Annotated in this window: 13 protein-coding genes; 2 read left to right on the top strand and 11 right to left on the bottom strand. The window is 64.6% G+C overall.

The window, feature by feature from the left end; all coding sequences use genetic code 11:
- Window positions 1-21 precede the first annotated feature (21 nt).
- The gene (locus ABD283_RS07345) at window positions 22-1,329 is read left to right on the top strand and encodes a M1 family metallopeptidase (protein WP_344224330.1); all 1,308 of its coding nucleotides are present in this window, start codon (window positions 22-24) and stop codon (window positions 1,327-1,329) included.
- Between the two features lie 79 nt (window positions 1,330-1,408).
- A complete protein-coding gene (locus ABD283_RS07340; RefSeq protein ID WP_344224329.1) occupies window positions 1,409-1,873 on the top strand; it encodes an OsmC family protein in 465 nt (154 codons plus the stop codon).
- Here ABD283_RS07340 and ABD283_RS07335 read toward each other — a convergent pair.
- From ABD283_RS07335 to ABD283_RS07285, 11 genes are all read right to left on the bottom strand, one after another.
- Window positions 1,857-4,214, bottom strand: coding sequence for a primosomal protein N' family DNA-binding protein (locus ABD283_RS07335; protein WP_344224328.1), 2,358 nt, complete (start codon window positions 4,212-4,214; stop codon window positions 1,857-1,859). The genes ABD283_RS07340 and ABD283_RS07335 overlap by 17 nt on opposite strands.
- Complete coding sequence (metK, locus tag ABD283_RS07330; protein ID WP_344224327.1) at window positions 4,211-5,416, bottom strand: methionine adenosyltransferase; 1,206 nt, start codon at window positions 5,414-5,416, stop codon at window positions 4,211-4,213. Before metK ends, ABD283_RS07335 begins: the two co-directional genes overlap by 4 nt.
- 21 nt (window positions 5,417-5,437) lie before the next feature.
- Window positions 5,438-6,664, bottom strand: coding sequence for a bifunctional phosphopantothenoylcysteine decarboxylase/phosphopantothenate--cysteine ligase CoaBC (coaBC, locus tag ABD283_RS07325; protein WP_344224521.1), 1,227 nt, complete (start codon window positions 6,662-6,664; stop codon window positions 5,438-5,440).
- 50 nt (window positions 6,665-6,714) lie between these two features.
- Window positions 6,715-7,158, bottom strand: a complete 444-nt coding sequence (rpoZ, locus tag ABD283_RS07320) for a DNA-directed RNA polymerase subunit omega (protein ID WP_344224326.1) — start codon at window positions 7,156-7,158, stop codon at window positions 6,715-6,717.
- Window positions 7,159-7,239: 81 nt separating this feature from the next.
- The gene (gene gmk / locus ABD283_RS07315; RefSeq protein ID WP_344224325.1) at window positions 7,240-7,815 is read right to left on the bottom strand and encodes a guanylate kinase; all 576 of its coding nucleotides are present in this window, start codon (window positions 7,813-7,815) and stop codon (window positions 7,240-7,242) included.
- 143 nt (window positions 7,816-7,958) lie between these two features.
- A complete protein-coding gene (mihF, locus tag ABD283_RS07310) occupies window positions 7,959-8,273 on the bottom strand; it encodes an integration host factor, actinobacterial type (protein ID WP_344224324.1) in 315 nt (104 codons plus the stop codon).
- Window positions 8,274-8,444: 171 nt separating this feature from the next.
- Window positions 8,445-9,353, bottom strand: coding sequence for an orotidine-5'-phosphate decarboxylase (gene pyrF, locus ABD283_RS07305; RefSeq protein ID WP_425552810.1), 909 nt, complete (start codon window positions 9,351-9,353; stop codon window positions 8,445-8,447).
- A gap of 112 nt (window positions 9,354-9,465) precedes the next feature.
- Window positions 9,466-12,786, bottom strand: coding sequence for a carbamoyl-phosphate synthase large subunit (gene carB, locus ABD283_RS07300; protein ID WP_344224323.1), 3,321 nt, complete (start codon window positions 12,784-12,786; stop codon window positions 9,466-9,468).
- Window positions 12,786-13,973, bottom strand: a complete 1,188-nt coding sequence (carA, locus tag ABD283_RS07295) for a glutamine-hydrolyzing carbamoyl-phosphate synthase small subunit (RefSeq protein ID WP_344224322.1) — start codon at window positions 13,971-13,973, stop codon at window positions 12,786-12,788. The genes carB and carA overlap by 1 nt, the downstream gene beginning before the upstream one ends.
- A gap of 58 nt (window positions 13,974-14,031) precedes the next feature.
- Complete coding sequence (locus ABD283_RS07290) at window positions 14,032-14,529, bottom strand: PH-like domain-containing protein (protein WP_344224321.1); 498 nt, start codon at window positions 14,527-14,529, stop codon at window positions 14,032-14,034.
- Between the two features lie 33 nt (window positions 14,530-14,562).
- Window positions 14,563-15,873, bottom strand: a complete 1,311-nt coding sequence (locus ABD283_RS07285) for a dihydroorotase (RefSeq protein WP_344224320.1) — start codon at window positions 15,871-15,873, stop codon at window positions 14,563-14,565.
- Window positions 15,874-15,876: the final 3 nt, after the last annotated feature.

Here is a 15,876-nt window from a genome sequence, read left to right as displayed (position 1 = left end):
GGGCTCCGGGGAAGGAGCACCATGAGATATCTGGATCCCTACACACCGCGTTCCGGCACCTCCGAGGTGCGCGTGAACCACTACGACCTGGCACTGGACTACGACATTCTGCCGAACACGCTGCGAGCGCGAGCCGTGTTGGACGCCCGGGTTCTGGAGGATTGTTCTGCGCTATCCCTGGACCTTGAGGGCCTCACGGTGGACCGGGTGCTGGTCAACGGACAGCTCAGTTCGTTCAAGCACTCCAAACACAAGGTGGTCGTGGACGCCCGCGAGGGATTCTTCGTGGACGAGGCGCTCACGGTGGAAATCCACTACGCGGGAACGCCATCGCCAGCCTCTGGCGCGTGGGGCGATATCGGCTGGGAGGAACTCTCCGACGGCGTTCTGGTGGCCGGGCAGCCGGTCGGGGCGGCCACATGGTTCCCCTGCAACGACCACCCCAGCCAGAAGGCAACGTTCCGGGTCTCTGTGCTGGTAGATTCCGATTACACGGCCATCTCCAACGGGGCCCTGTTGGCGGTGGACCGGCAGGGCGACCGGACCGCTTGGACCTGGGAGTCTCGCGAACCGGTGGCCACCTATTTGGCCACGGTGCAAATGGGTCAGTACCGGAGGGGGCCCGTGGAACCGGATCGCTATCCCCCGGCGCGGGTTCCGCTGACCCTGGCCTGTGGTGAGCACCTGTGGGCACGAGCCCAGCATGTCCTGGCCAAACAGCACGCCATGATGTCCGTGTTCGAACAGCGCTTCGGGGCGTACCCGTTCGACGACTACGGGGTAGTGGTCACCGACGATGAGCTGGAGATTCCGCTGGAGTCACAACCGCTGTCGATTTTCGGCCCTAATCATTTGACCGAGTCCTGGGAGTCCGAGCGCCTCATTGCCCATGAAATGGCCCACCAGTGGTTCGGGAACTCGGTGACTCCCGCGTCCTGGTCGGATATCTGGCTCAATGAAGGGTTCGCGCACTACGCAGAGTGGGTGTGGTCCGAGGCCTCCGGACGCCGCTCGACCCATGACCAAGCCGTTGCTGCCCATGCGGATCTGTCCGGGGCGAAACAGAAGCTTGTGATCGGGGACCCCGGTCCGAAGAAGATGTTCGACGACCGCGTGTACGTCCGTGGGGCGCTCACGTTGCACGCGCTACGGATGTCCATGGGTGATCAGACGTTTTTCACGATTCTGCAGCGGTGGACGGCGCAGAACCGATGCGGGAACGTGACGACGGCCGAATTCTTGGCGCTGGCATCTGAGGTCAGTGGGCGGCCGGCGGAGCCGTTGCTCCACGACTGGTTGTTCGAGAAGAAACTGCCAGCGCTGCCCTGACGAGGCACCCTCGTGTACCGCGTACGCACCACCCCCGGGCCGTCACGGTTCACTCGAATCTGGGTGGCATCATGAACCCATGAGCGAAAACCAGAATCCCACGCATTCCATCGAACTAACTCGTGAAGCCACCAACCGCTACGTCGCCCGCAACGCGGCCGGTGTCGAGGTCACGTTCGGCCGTGGTGAGGACCTGATGTCCCCGGTGGAATTGCTGTTGGCCGCGATCGCGGGTTGCTCCTCGATCGACGTGGACACCGTCACCTCGCGCAGTTCCGAACCCACCGAGTTCAGGGTCGAGGCAAGCGGCAGCAAGGTTGCCGAGGAAAACGGCGGTAGCCGCCTGGAGGACCTGAACCTCTCCTTCAACCTGTCGTTCCCCGACGACGACGGCGGGCGCAAGGCTGCCGGTCTGGTCGACCGCCTGGTGAAACTCTCCCACGACAAGTACTGCGCCGTCTCACGCACCGTGGAGCACGGAACTCCGGTCGAATTCGACACCGAGGTCACCACGGGTGGAGAAACCACTACAACAGATCAGTGATATCGCAGCGCACGTTGACCACCGCGTGCTCGCGCAATGCTGAGGCCCGGGCCTTCTCGGCTCGCAGCGCAGCGGTGATCTGCGGGGCGATTCCGAACCCGAAGAACAGCAACGCCCTGTACTGAGGTTCGTCCTCGGTCGTGAACCCGGCGAGAGTCCCCGGGTCGCCCTCATCGGACCAACCACCCACTTGGTCCTTCATCGGCGCCGGGCCCACCACGTTCACCTGGGGCGGTAGGTCCAGGTCGCGCAGGGTCGCGGTCAGTGCGTCGCGAGGACCAGTGAGTGCGGCAGTCCGAACAGCCGGTGGCAAGCCCAGCTCGTGACGTTCCTGCAGCTGTCGGTAGGCGTGACCGGACGGGTCCCAGCGCACCAGGGCGCCGACCGCCTGATCGTGATCCGCGGTCACGACCACCGTCCCGCCCTGCGAGGAAGACCGCACGAGCGCAGCCGCATTGAACCAGCGTCTAAGGGTTTGTTCTTCTGCGCGCAACCACGGCCGCGCCAGCATCTCGTTGCCGTCCAGGAGCAGGGCCGCCGCATATCCGCCCTCGGCCACCGGTTCGGCACCGGGCGTGGCCACCACCAGTGCGGGATCGGAACCCACGTCAGGGCGGACGTGCTCGGCACTCGATGAGATGACCGGAACCTGCGGGAACGCACGCCCCAGTTCCTCTGCGGTGCGCAGGGCTCCCACCTTGCTCAATCGCAGGCGCTGGTGACCGCATTCCTGGCACTGCCAACCATGAGCATTGCGGCCGCACCACGTGCATACGGGTGCCTCCCGACCCGACCGGAGCGACAACGATCCCCCGCAGCCCCGGCATCGCGCGGGTGTACGGCAGCGCTCGCAGGCCACGAAGGGCGCGTATCCGCGCCGGGCCACCTGGACCAACACCGGGCCTTGTGCGAGGGCCTGTTGGGCCACCCGGAACGCTTCGTGGGGTAACCGGGCACGCGCGGCCATGGGGTCGCGGGATAAATTGAACGAGTCCGACGTCGCCTCCACCCGCGGCGAGTATTTCCGCAGGGTCGCCCGCTCTGGACGGACATGGGCGGCCCACCCGGTTGTGATGAGACGCTGGGCCTCCGGGCTCACGCTGTAGCCGGTGAACAGCGCCGCGGTGTTCTCCTGCTGGGCACGCAACAGCAAGACGTCCCGCGTGTGTTGATACGGTGCGCGTTGTTCCACGTAGCTCGTGTCGCCATCGTCATGACAGCACACCAGACGCAGATCCTGAACGGGTGCATAAGCGGCGGAACGCGTGCCGATCGCCAGACGTTTATAGCCCAGCGAGAGTTCCATGTACCCGCGATATCGGGGCGTGGGACCGTCGTCCGCGTGCAGCCGGACCACACGGTCAGATCCCACCAGCGATTCGAGAGCCGCCGCGAGACGTTCCAGCGACTTGTAGTCGGAAACCACCGCCAACGCACCGTGCCCGGCCTCATAGGTGGCCGCCATCGCCGAGGCCGTCAGCAGAGCCCAGTCGTGATCCTCCGGAGCCGGCAATACCTCGACCACCGCTCGCGCCGGATCTCCTTCGGAGGCGGCAGCGAGCCACTCAAGACCGCCGTTGTAGTAGCGCCAGAGTTTACGAGGCACGGTGACCGGCGCGTCGGGTTCATCCCGCGCCGACTCCGCCGGCTCACGTTTCTCCGCGTCGCTCGACACGGCATCCTCAGCCGCATTGTCGACGGCGCTCGCAGCCTTCGCGACCTCGGTATCCGCCCGCGCAAGTTCGCCAGTATCGGTCTCGCCGTGCGCCACCTCGGCGGTACCTTCGTCGCCGCTTGTGTCCTCGGATACCGGCGTCGACTCCGGTTCTTCCACCGCAGCCGCCTGACGACGCGCCAACATTTCCTTGTCCACGCGTGCCACTCGCGGCGGAACAGCCACCCGCAACACGTCCGACACGGTTCCGGCAGAACGGGCGGCCACTGCTTGAGCGAGCTCCACGATCACGGGTTTGAGCACGGGTAAGGGCGAAAGCACCTTGCGAATGGTCAAAAGCCGCCCGGTGACCTCGGACTCGGCGACGCGGTCAACGATCCATCCCGTCATGAGCCGACCGGAGAACGGGACCGATACCTTGGCACCCACCACGGCGTCCCGGTCGAGACCGGCGCTCACTCGGTAGTCGAAGACTCGATCCAGGTGTGGCACGTACGCGTCCAGTAGGACCTTGGCGATGGGGTCCTCGGGTGCCGGCCCTTCGGCACCCACCGGAAGATCGGATTTCTTGGGCGCGGGGGGTGGTTCGGGCAACCCCGCGAGGGAGAGTTGCTCCGGGGCAGCGTCCGGGTCGGGCACAGGTGCCGACCCGGAACGCTCGCTCACAGTCCCGCGGCGGAACGCAACGCTTCGACGCGGTCGGTGCGCTCCCACGTGAAATCGGGGTCGGTTCGGCCGAAGTGACCGTGCGCCGCGGTCTTGGTGTAAATGGGGCGTTTGAGGTTCAGGTCTTCGATGATCGCCAACGGACGCAGGTCGAAGACCTCCAGGATCGCCTTCTCGATGCGCTGGGGGTCAACGGTCTCCGTGCCGAAGGTCTCCACGTACAGACCCACCGGGCGTGCCTGGCCAATAGCGTAGGCAACCTGCACTTCCGCGCGGCGTGCCAGTCCGGCGGCCACCACGTTCTTGGCAACCCAGCGCATGGCATAGGCGGCCGAACGGTCCACCTTGGACGGGTCCTTACCGGAGAACGCGCCGCCGCCGTGACGGGCCATGCCGCCGTAGGTGTCCACAATGATCTTGCGACCGGTCAGACCGGCATCGCCCACGGGGCCGCCGCGGACAAAGTTTCCCGCGGGGTTCACGATGATTTCCGTGTTGAACAGGTCCAACCCGGAATCAGCCAGTACCGGATCAATCACGGACTGTGTGAGGTCGGTGGCCAACTGCTTGAGGTCGTAGCCCTCAGCGTGCTGTGAGGAAACCACCACGGTCTCCACGGACACGGGCGTGTGCCCGTCGTAACCCAGGGTCACCTGAGTCTTACCGTCCGGGCGGAGATTGGGCAGCACCGCCGTCTTTCGAACCCGGGTGAGCTGTTCCGAGAGCCGGTGGGCAATGGAGATGGGCGCCGGCATGAGCACATCGGTTTCATCCGAGGCGTAGCCGAACATCAAGCCCTGGTCCCCCGCGCCCTGAATGTCGCGGGGATCCTGGGCAGTGCCAGAGCGGCTCTCGAGGGAGTTGTACACGCCGTCGTGGATTTCGCTGGACTGTTCTCCCACGCTGATGGAGACGCCGCAGAACTCACCGTCGAAACCGTGCACGGACGAGTTGTAGCCGATGTCCAGAAGGCACTTGCGCACGATGTGCGGGATTTCCACGTAGGCCTTGGTTTTGACTTCACCGGCCACGTGAACCAGTCCTGTGGTCACCATGGTCTCCACGGCCACCGAGGACTCAGGGTCCTCGGCCAGCAGAGCGTCCAGGATGGAATCCGAGATCTGGTCGCAGATTTTGTCCGGGTGTCCCTCCGTCACTGACTCGGAGGTGAAAATTCTCAGGTGGGGGCTAGATTCGGTCACCGTCCAAGAGTACCCGTCCACTCAGACTCCCAGTTCGAGGCCCACGCGATCCACAATAAAATCCGCCACTTCGGCCTTCGTTCCGGCAGAGTGCGCGTCTTCGGTTCCGCGCGCGGACAACACGGTGACTTCCGTGGTGTCCTGGCCGAACACCTTGGACGCGCCCACTTCATTGACGACCAGCAAGTCGCAGCCCTTGCGCTGCAGTTTGGCTCGTCCGAAATCCAACACGGAGTGCTCACCGTCCCCGGTCTCCGCGGCGAATCCCACGATCAGCTGCCGACGGCCACTGTGATCACGGTCGTCCACGAGAGCACGCAGGATATCCGGATTCCGGGTCAGTTCGATGACCGGGTCCGTACCGTCCTCGGACTTCTTCATCTTGTGCTCGCCGACCGACACCGGCCGGTAGTCCGCCACGGCCGCGGCCATAATCACCACGTCCGCGTCCTCGGCCGCAGCTCGGGTCGCGTCCTGAAGTTCCAGGGCAGAGGAAATCTCCGAGATCTCGACGCCGTTCGGTAGCTCCGTTTCGACGTGCCCGACGATCAGGTGCACTGCGGCCCCGGCATCGCGAGCGGCCTCGGCCAGGGCGATGCCCTGCTTGCCGGAGGAACGGTTGCCCAGGAACCGCACGGGGTCCAACGCCTCGCGGGTTCCTCCCGCGGTGATCAGTACACGACACCCGGCCAACGGGCCCGACGACGACGCCGCCGCGGAACCTCGCGCGTGCACGGCCAGCGCGGCGTCGTAAATCTTCTGGGGCTCGGGGAGCCGGCCGGGGCCGCTGTCCTTGCCCGTGAGTCGCCCGGAATCGGGATCGATCACCGTGTGGCCGTGCTCTCGCAAGAGCGCCACATTGCGTTGGGTGGCGGGGTTGAGCCACATCTCGGTGTGCATGGCGGGTGCCAGGACCACCGGCGCGCGTGAGGCAAGCACCGTGGTGGTCAACAGGTCATCCGCCAGACCGTGTGCGATCTTGGCCATGAGGTCGGCGGTGGCCGGGGCGATGACCACCAGATCCGCCTGCTGGCCCTGCCAGACGTGATTGACGGTATCCACGCGATCGAACACGGACGTGGACACCGGCTCGCCCGTGAGCGCTTCCCAGGTGGGCGCTCCCACGAACTCCAGGGCTGCCGCGGTGGGCATGGGAACCACATGGTGGCCCGCCTCGGTGAACAAGCGTGTCAGCAGGGCTGCCTTATATGCGGCAATACCTCCGCCCACGCCCAGCACCACGCGCAACGGCGCGGTCGATGGGGAGTGAACGGGGGTATCCGAAGACTGCGGAAGGGTCACTTCTCGGTGGGTTCCTCGGTCTCAGCGGTTTCCTTGGCCTCGGAGGCCTCTTCCGCCGGCACCTCGGCGCTGTCGGAGAACATGGGCGCGGAAGCCTCGTCAGTACCCTGCGCGAAGAAGTCACCACCGAACACGTCAGCGGAGGCTGCTTCCTCGGTGACGAGCTGGCCATTGGCGGAGAACCCGGCGTGGTCGACCTCGGTGGCCTCGATCAGGTCCTCGTCGATCTCGCGGAACGCGATGGACAGCGGCTTCTCGTTGAGCTGGGTGTCCACGAGCGGGCCGACGTACTCGAACAGGCCCTCGTGCAACTGCGAGTAGTACGCGTTGATCTGACGGGCACGGCGAGCACCGAAGATGACCAGCCCGTACTTGGAATCGGTCTTGCCGAGCAACCGGTCGATGGGCGGGTTAACGATGCCTTCGTAATCTGTGCTCACGAGTGAATGACTCCTGTCATGGACTTCTTGGTAATTGGGTAGGCTCCGGGCTGCGCGGCCTGGATGCGTGGTGGCCGGCGGTCAATCCCGCTGCTGGGCGGGCAACCCCATGAGCTCTACAAGTTCTGCGGCGGCGCGCTCCACGCTGTCATTGATCACCGTGTGATCGAACTCTGGTTGCGCCGCAAGCTCTACTTTAGCTGTTTCCAGCCTTCGCTGCTGCTGCTCCGGAGTTTCGGTCCCGCGACCGACCAATCGTGCCACCATTTCATCCCAGCTGGGCGGGGCCAAAAACACGAACTGCGCGGTGGGCAAGGTGCGTTTGATTTCACGCGCTCCCTGCAGGTCGATCTCCAACAACACGCTCCTGCCCTGGGCCAGCGCCGCGTCCACTTTCCGCCGAGGTGTGCCGTAACGGTGCGAATTATGTACCACGGCCCATTCCAACAAGTCGTTGTTGGCGACCATGGAATCGAACTCGCCGTCCGAGACGAAGAAGTAGTGCACTCCGTCGACTTCACCGGGACGGGCCGCGCGCGTGGTGGCCGATACCGACAGCCACACCTGCGGGTAGTGATCCCTGATGTAGGTGGAGACGGTGCCCTTTCCAACCGCCGTGGGTCCAGCCAGCACGGTGACGGTTGGTTTAGCGGGCACATCTACCTCCGGGACAAAGAAGTGGCGGAACAGGTAAAAACCTGTTCCGCCACTGTACCAACGGGTCCTCTGATGGGATCATTCAGCCGCGATCACAACGATGTGCCACTGCTCACCGAGCACCCGTTCCCCTGGGTCGCGGGTCACCGGTCAAGGTAATCGATCAGGGCCCGACGCTGGTGCTGCCCCAATCCACGCACCCGTCGGGTCCGTGCGATACCGATCTGGTCCATGATGGCCGCCGATCGAACCTTTCCGATTCCGGGGGTGGCTTCGAGCAGATCCGTGACCTTCAGTCGGCTCACGGCTTCATCGCTGTCGCCGCGCTTCAGAACCTCGGCCACGGTCATGGTGCCATCACGCAGTGCTTTCTTCACCTCCGCCCGCACTGTTCGCGCGGCAGTCGCCTTCTCACGTGCCCGCGCTCGCTCTTCATCTGTCAAAGGACGTAATGCCATGTGGATCTCTCTCCTCTGGTTGCTCTGAGTGTGCTCCCACACGCCTGCAGTAGCGGATCTGGGGGGTAGCCGCTATCGGAAAAGTACCCGACATTAATAAGGGCGTAAACACCATGAATAGCCCCTGATCAGGGATTTCTATGGTGTTTACGCCGATTTCAGAGAAGCGATTCAGCCGTATAGAGCGGCGCTAAGTTCTTCACCGGAACGTTGCATTGCAGAACGCAGTGCGGAAACGTCCGGACCGTACCTCAGCACCCCCCGGGATGAGTTAGCAAGAACATTCCCGCTGACTTGGTCAAACACCCCTGCCACGGCATTGGCGTCAGCCCCCTGCGCCCCATACCCGGGCGAAAGGATGGGGCCGTTGAAGCCCCGGAGGTTTATCTCCAGTTGTGAGAGGGCATCTGAAACGGTTGCGCCAATAACCACTCCGCAAGAACCCAGAGTGTTATTCTTCCCCTTTGTAACGATTTGGTCACAATTTTCCTGTGGAGCCCTCTTGGCGCGGTTTTCTGGGACGTCAGACACGGTATTTACCGAAGCGACAGCGGTTTTACGAAGGTTTTCATACTGCACAGCATTAAGGATTGTCTTGGCAACAGATTCATGACCACCCACGTGTTGAACGCTGGCGCCCTCCGGGTTGGAGGTCAATGCGAGCACAAAGGTGCCTCGGCCCGTTTCCTGAGCCAGGTCCAAGGCCGGCCGGAGGGACTCGAAACCCAAATACGGGCTCAACGTCACCGAGTCCGCTGCAAGCGGGGAATCATCCGAAAGCCACGCCGTGGCGTAGGCGGCCATCGTCGAGCCGATGTCACCGCGCTTGGCGTCGGCAATGCTTAAAACACCAGCCTCGCGGCTTTCCTTCAAGACACGTTCGAGCACGGCCATACCGGCCGAACCGAACGCTTCATACAGCGCCACCTGTGGTTTCAGGGTGGCCGCGTGGCCCGCAGCAGCTTCCACCACGGTCAGCGAGAACTTTTCCAAGCCGGCCACCGTATAGGGAAGACCCCACGCGTCCAGCAGGGCGGGGTGCGGATCGATGCCCACGCACAGCGGACCGTGAGTGAGCATGGCCTCGCGCAATCGCGCACCGAATGGTGCCCGGCGGGCACCCGACGCTACGGGTACCCCGGGTGCGGGTGACGACGCCGCGGCGTCGCCACCCGCGCGGAAGGTGCCCTGCTCAGCCACGCGAGTCCCCCGCGAGGACGGCGTCGCGCAGGTTCTTCTCGTGCACCTGCAGGCTGTTGACGGACCAGGAATACTGCCGCTGGGCCGTGATCGCCTGGAGTGCGGCTCCCAGTTCGGAGACCGTGGTCATGATGGGAACCCCGATGGACGTGGCCGCAGCACGAATCTGATAACCATCGCTACGGGCCTTCTGGCCCCCGGAGGGCGTGTTGAAGATCAGGTCGATCTTGCCCTCGGTGATCCAGTCCGCCACGGAATCCTCGCCCTCGGGGGCATCCGTGATCTTGGAGACCACGGTGGACTCGATGCCGTTGCGGCGCAGCACGTCAGCGGTGCCCCCAGTGGACACGATCTCGAACCCGAGGTTGGAGAACATCTTCACGTAGATGACCGCGGAGCGCTTGTCCTTATTGGCCACCGACACGAACAGGCGACCGGAGGTCGGCAACGGGCCGCCCACGGCAGCCTGCGCCTTGGCGAAGGCCGTATCGAAGTACTTGTCGATACCCATGACCTCACCGGTCGAACGCATCTCAGGCCCCAGCAGCGAATCGACCACGGAACCCTCGGCAGTGCGGAACCGCGCGAAGGGCAGCACAGCCTCCTTGACGGCTACCGGCGTGTTCACCGGGAGGTCGGCGCCGTCGTACTTGGACGGCAACACACCCTCGGTCCGCAACTGGGCGATCGAGCGGCCCGTACCCATGAGCGCGGCGGCCTTGGCCAACTGCACACCCGTGGCCTTGGACACGAACGGTACGGTGCGCGAGGCGCGCGGATTGGCCTCGATCACGTACAGGATGTTCGATGCCAGGGCGAACTGGATGTTGATCAGTCCGTTGACGCCCACACCGCGAGCAATGGCCGCGGTAGCCTCGCGGACACGCTGCACCACCTCGGGGCCCAGCGTGACTGGCGGAAGGACACAAGCCGAGTCACCGGAGTGAATACCGGCCTCCTCGATGTGCTCCATCACGCCACCGACATAGACTTCCTTGCCGTCGAAGAGCGCGTCCACGTCGATCTCGATGGCGTCTTCCAAGAACTTGTCGATCAGTGCCGGACGGTTGGCGCTGACTTCCGTGGCGTTGTCGAGGTAGTGACGCAGGGAATCCTCGTCGTAGACGATCTCCATACCGCGGCCACCGAGCACGTAGGAAGGCCGCACGAGCACCGGGTATCCAATGTCATTGGCAATCAAGCTGGCCTCTTCGAACGTGGACGCGGTGCCGTTCTTGGGCTGGCGCAGATCTGCCTGGTGGAGCACACGGGCGAATTCGCCGCGGTCCTCGGCCAGGTCGATGGCCTCGGGGGTGGTGCCCAGAATGGGCACGCCAGCGGCCTTGAGATCAGCCGCCAACTTGAGCGGGGTCTGGCCGCCCAGTTGCACGAACACGCCCAGCAGGCCACCGCTGCGGCGTTCTGCTTCCACGATCTCCATGACGTCCTCGAACGTGAGCGGTTCAAAGTACAGGCGCGTGGAGATGTCGTAGTCGGTCGAAACGGTCTCCGGGTTGCAGTTGACCATCACGGTCTCGTAACCGGCCTCGCGCAGCACCATGGACGCGTGCACGCACGAGTAGTCGAACTCAATGCCCTGGCCGATCCGGTTGGGACCCGAACCCAGGATCATCACCGACGGTTTCTCGTGCGGTGCGATCTCGTTCTCTTCGTCGTAGCTCGAGTAGTGGTACGGGGTGAAGGCTTCGAATTCGGCGGCGCAGGTGTCGACCGTCTTGAACACGGGACGGATGTCCAGGGCGTGGCGGATACCCCGCACCACGGACTCGTCCAAGTGCACGAGCTCGCCGATCTGGGCGTCCGAGAAGCCGTGGCGCTTGGCCTCCCGCAGCGTCTCGGGGCGCAGGTCCCGATCCCCACGGATCAGCTGCGCGGTCTCGTTGAGCAACTGAAGCTGGTCCAGGAACCACGGGTCGATCGCGGTGGCCTCGAAGATCTGCTCCACGGTGGCACCGGCCAGCAGGGCCTGCTGTACGTTACGCAATCGCTCGGTGGTGGTTTCCTTGGTGCGCTCCACCAACCGGGCCACGGTGTTGGGGCCGGCTTCCACCGCGGGCTTGGTGAAGTCGAAGGACGATCCCTTCTGCTCCAAGGAGCGAAGGGCCTTCTGCAGGGCCTCCGTGAAGTTACGACCGATCGCCATGGCCTCACCCACCGACTTCATGGTGGTGGTCAGCGTGGGATCCGCGGCGGGGAACTTCTCGAACGCGAAGCGCGGCACCTTGACCACCACGTAATCCAGGGTCGGCTCGAAGCTCGCCGGGGTCTTTTTGGTGATGTCATTGGGAATCTCGTCCAGGGTGTAACCCAGGGAAAGCTTGGTCGCGATCTTGGCGATCGGGAAACCGGTGGCCTTGGACGCCAGAGCGGATGAACGGGACACGCGCGGGTTCATCTCGATGACCACGATGCGACCGGTGTCCGGTTCCACGGCGAACTGGATGTTACAGCCGCCGGTGTCCACGCCCACCTCGCGAATCACGGCGATTGCGATGTCGCGCATGCGCTGGTATTCCACGTCGGTCAGGGTCAAGGCGGGGGCCACGGTGATCGAATCACCGGTGTGCACGCCCACGGGGTCCACGTTCTCGATCGAGCACACGACCACCACGTTGTCGTTGGCGTCGCGCATCATTTCCAGCTCGTATTCCTTCCACCCAAGGATGGATTCTTCGAGCAGCACCTCGGAGGTGGGCGAGTACTGGATGCCGGCGCCGGCAATGCGGTGCAGGTCGGTTTCGTTATAGGCCATGCCGGAACCCAATCCGCCCATGGTGAAGGACGGGCGGACCACCATGGGGTATCCCAGGGTTTCCGCGGCGGCCAGCGCCTCATCCATCGAGTGCACAATCACCGAGCGGGCGGATTCCGCGCCGCAGCGCTCCACGACGCCCTTGAACGCCTCGCGGTCCTCGCCCAGGTTGATGGCCTCGACGTCCGCGCCGATGAGTTCGACGCCGTACTTGTCCAGCACGCCGGTCGCGTCCAGTGCCAGCGCGGTGTTCAACGCGGTCTGGCCACCCAGGGTGGGCAGAACGGCGTCGGGACGTTCCTTCTCGATGATCTTCTCGACCACCTCGGGAGTAATGGGCTCCACGTAGGTGGCATCGGCGAACTCCGGGTCCGTCATGATGGTCGCGGGGTTCGAGTTCACGAGGATCACGCGGATGCCCTCGTCCTTGAGCACGCGCAACGCCTGGGTGCCGGAATAGTCGAACTCTGCGGCCTGGCCGATCACAATCGGACCGGAGCCGATCACCAAAACACTGTTCAGATCTTGCCTGCGGGGCATTAGCGCTGTCCTGCTTCCTGAGTCGCGGTGCCCTGTGCGGCGCCGTCCATCACGTCAATAAAGCGGTCGAAAAGGTAGGCGGCGTCGTGCGGACCCGCGGCGGCCTCGGGGTGATACTGCACCGAGAAGGCCGGCAGGTCCAAGCAGCGGATGCCCTCCACCACGTTGTCGTTGAGCCCCACGTGGGAGACCTCAGCGCGGCCATAGCGGGATTCGGGAGCGGTCACCGTCTCCCCCACCGGCGCGTCCACGGCGAACCCGTGGTTCTGAGAAGTGATTTCCACCTTGCCCGTGGTCAGGTCCATGACGGGCTGATTGATGCCGCGGTGACCGAAGGGCAGTTTGTACGTGCCGAAGCCCAGGGCCCGGCCCAGCAACTGGTTACCGAAGCAGATGCCGAAGAACGGGATCTTGGCGTCCAGGACTTCGCGCAGCAATGCCACCTGCTGGTCGGCAGTTGCGGGGTCACCGGGTCCGTTGGAGAAGAACACGCCGTCCACGTTGCGGTTCTTGATGTCTTCGAACGTGCTGGTCGCCGGGAGCACGTGCACTCGCACACCGCGTTCGGCGAAGCGCTGCGGGGTCATGCCCTTGATGCCCAGGTCCACCGCGGCCAGATCGTGCTTGACCGGGCCTTCCCAGCCGTGATCGGCCGGTTCCACCACATAGGCTTCGTCGATGCTGACCGATTCGGCCAGGCTCTGGCCCTCCATGGTGGGCTGGTCTTTGACGAGCTGGACCAACTCGGAGACCGGCCGAGCGGCGTCGTCGCCGGCGAAGATCCCCGCGCGCATGGCGCCCTTGTCCCGCAGGTGGCGGGTGAGCGCACGGGTGTCCACGCCCTGGAGACCCACGATGTTCTGGGCTGCCAGCTCGTCGTCCAGGCTGCGCTCGGAGCGCCAGTTGGACGCACGGCGCGCTGGGTCGCGCACCACGAAACCGTTGACCCAGATCTTGCGGGACTCGGCGTCCTGGTCGTTGACACCGGTGTTACCGATGTGCGGGGCGGTCTGAATGACGATCTGACCCGCGTAGGAGGGATCCGTCAACGTTTCCTGGTAACCGGTCATTCCGGTCGCGAACACGGCCTCACCAAAGGTGTTGCCGGGGGCGCCCCAGGAGCGACCGCGGAACGCGCGGCCGTCCTCAAGCACCAGGACGGACGGTTGAAGGGGGTGTGAGTTCACGAAGAACTCCTTTCCTTTTCATGAAATTCTGCGCGCCTGAACGCGAAGGAAGCGAAATTTAGTGGGCGCTCACAAGTGCGGACGCCGCGGTCTCGAGTGCGCGGGATTCCTCGCCGTTGCGCGCGCGGAAACCGGTGTCCACGGTGGTATCACCGAGCTGCCAGGTGAAGACGACCAGGCCGTCGCGTTCCACGAACTTGCCGACCATCCCGGACGCAGTGGCCACCGATCGCAGCTGTTCGCGGGGAATGTACACGTCAGGGGCGCCCTGGCGGTTGATCAGCACGCCGTCCTCGGCGACGATCGCCTCCGCATTGGCGCGGATTCCCAACCCGTGAATCGCAATCCGCTCGAGTGGCTGCGCGGTGTAGGTGGTCACCACGTACATGCCGTCCGCTCGGGTCACGAGTCGGTCCAGCAGGTCCACTGGCGCCTGCAGCAACTGGGGCACGTCCGACTGACGTCGAATGCGGCCACGCCACCCCCACCACACCAGGGCGAAGAGCACCACCACGATCAGGATCGCGAGGAGCGTGGGGAGAAGCTTGTCAGACATTGACGGGGTGCCTTTCGTGGGTCTGATCGAGTATTAGGCGGACAGCGGGGTGTTGAGCTGACCGTCCAGGACCACGGGGTGGCCCCGGTAGAAGGTAACGCTCACGCTGCCCGGAAGCGGCATGCCCTTGTAGGGGCTGTTGCGCCCCTTGGACACGTGGGTCTCAGGATTGACCGGGGTCTCCCCCGCCGGATTCCACAGCGTGAGGTTGGCGGGTGCGCCCGCTTCCAGCGCGCCACCCTGATCCTGCAGCCGCAGGATTTCAGAAGGGCGGCGGGAGGTGATCTTGGCGACCGTGGCCCAGTCGATCAGCCCGGTGTCCACCAGGGTCTTCTGCACGACCGACAGGGCGGTCTCCAAGCCGGTCATGCCCATGGCCGCGCAGCTCCATTCGGATTCTTTGTCCTCAATGGTGTGCGGGGCGTGATCGGTGCCGATCACGTCGATGGTCCCGTCAGCCACGGCTTCTCGCAGCGCCATGACGTCCTCGTCGGTGCGCAACGGCGGGTTGACCTTGTAGACCGGGTCGAACGTGCGGACCAGCTCTTCGGTCAGCAGCAGGTGATGCGGGGTGGCCTCGGCGGTCACGTTGATGCCGCTCGCCTTGGCCCAGCGCACGATCTCCACCGAGCCCTTGGTCGAGAGGTGGCAGATGTGCACGCGGGAACCCACGTGCTGGGCCAGCAGCACATCGCGAGCAATGATGGCTTCCTCAGCCACTGCCGGCCAGCCGGTGAGTCCGAGTTCGGCCGAGACGACGCCCTCGTTCATCTGGGCGCCCTCGGTCAGGCGGGGTTCCTGTGCGTGCTGGGCAACCAGTCCGTCGAAGGACTTCACGTATTCCAGGGCCCGACGCATGAGCACAGGGTCGTGCACGCACTTGCCGTCGTCCGAGAACATCCGCACCTGCGCGCGAGATTCAGCCATGGCGCGGATTTCGGACAGTTGCTTACCCTCCAAACCCACGGTCACGGCGCCCACGGGGTGGACATCCGCCCAGCCCGCGTCCTGCCCCAACTGCCAGACCTGTTCCACCACACCGGCGGTATCGGCCACGGGGTTGGAATTGGCCATGGCGAACACGGCGGTGTAGCCGCCCTTGGCTGCGGCGCGAGTTCCCGTTTCCACCGTCTCTGCGTCCTCGTGGCCGGGCTGGCGCAAGTGGGTGTGCATGTCGACCAGACCGGGCAGCGCGATCAGACCGGTGCCGTCCACCACCGTGGCGTCCTGGGGTGCGTCCACGGAGCCGGGTTCACCCACGGACTGGATCACGCCGTCCACGATCAGAAGGTCAACGGGGTCTGAGCCCTCGGGGCTCACAGTGCTGATGAGATAGGAACTCATGGT

Origin of the sequence: Kocuria atrinae (assembly GCF_039531425.1) — a bacterium.
GTDB classification, from domain to species: domain Bacteria; phylum Actinomycetota; class Actinomycetes; order Actinomycetales; family Micrococcaceae; genus Kocuria; species Kocuria atrinae.
This window is presented reverse-complemented; position numbering and strand designations above follow the sequence as displayed.

Bases quoted from the DNA above. Each gene is read 5' to 3' on its own strand.
- ABD283_RS07290 (WP_344224321.1), bottom strand. From the start codon at position 14,529: ATGTCTGACAAGCTTCTCCCCACGCTCCTCGCGATCCTGATCGTGGTG.
- carB (WP_344224323.1), bottom strand. From the start codon at position 12,786: ATGCCCCGCAGGCAAGATCTGAACAGTGTTTTGGTGATCGGCTCCGGT.
- pyrF (WP_425552810.1), bottom strand. From the start codon at position 9,353: ATGCTCACTCACGGTCCGCTGTGCGTGGGCATCGATCCGCACCCCGCC.
- mihF (WP_344224324.1), bottom strand. From the start codon at position 8,273: ATGGCATTACGTCCTTTGACAGATGAAGAGCGAGCGCGGGCACGTGAG.
- ABD283_RS07340 (WP_344224329.1), top strand. From the start codon at position 1,409: ATGAGCGAAAACCAGAATCCCACGCATTCCATCGAACTAACTCGTGAA.
- ABD283_RS07345 (WP_344224330.1), top strand. From the start codon at position 22: ATGAGATATCTGGATCCCTACACACCGCGTTCCGGCACCTCCGAGGTG.
- ABD283_RS07285 (WP_344224320.1), bottom strand. From the start codon at position 15,873: ATGAGTTCCTATCTCATCAGCACTGTGAGCCCCGAGGGCTCAGACCCC.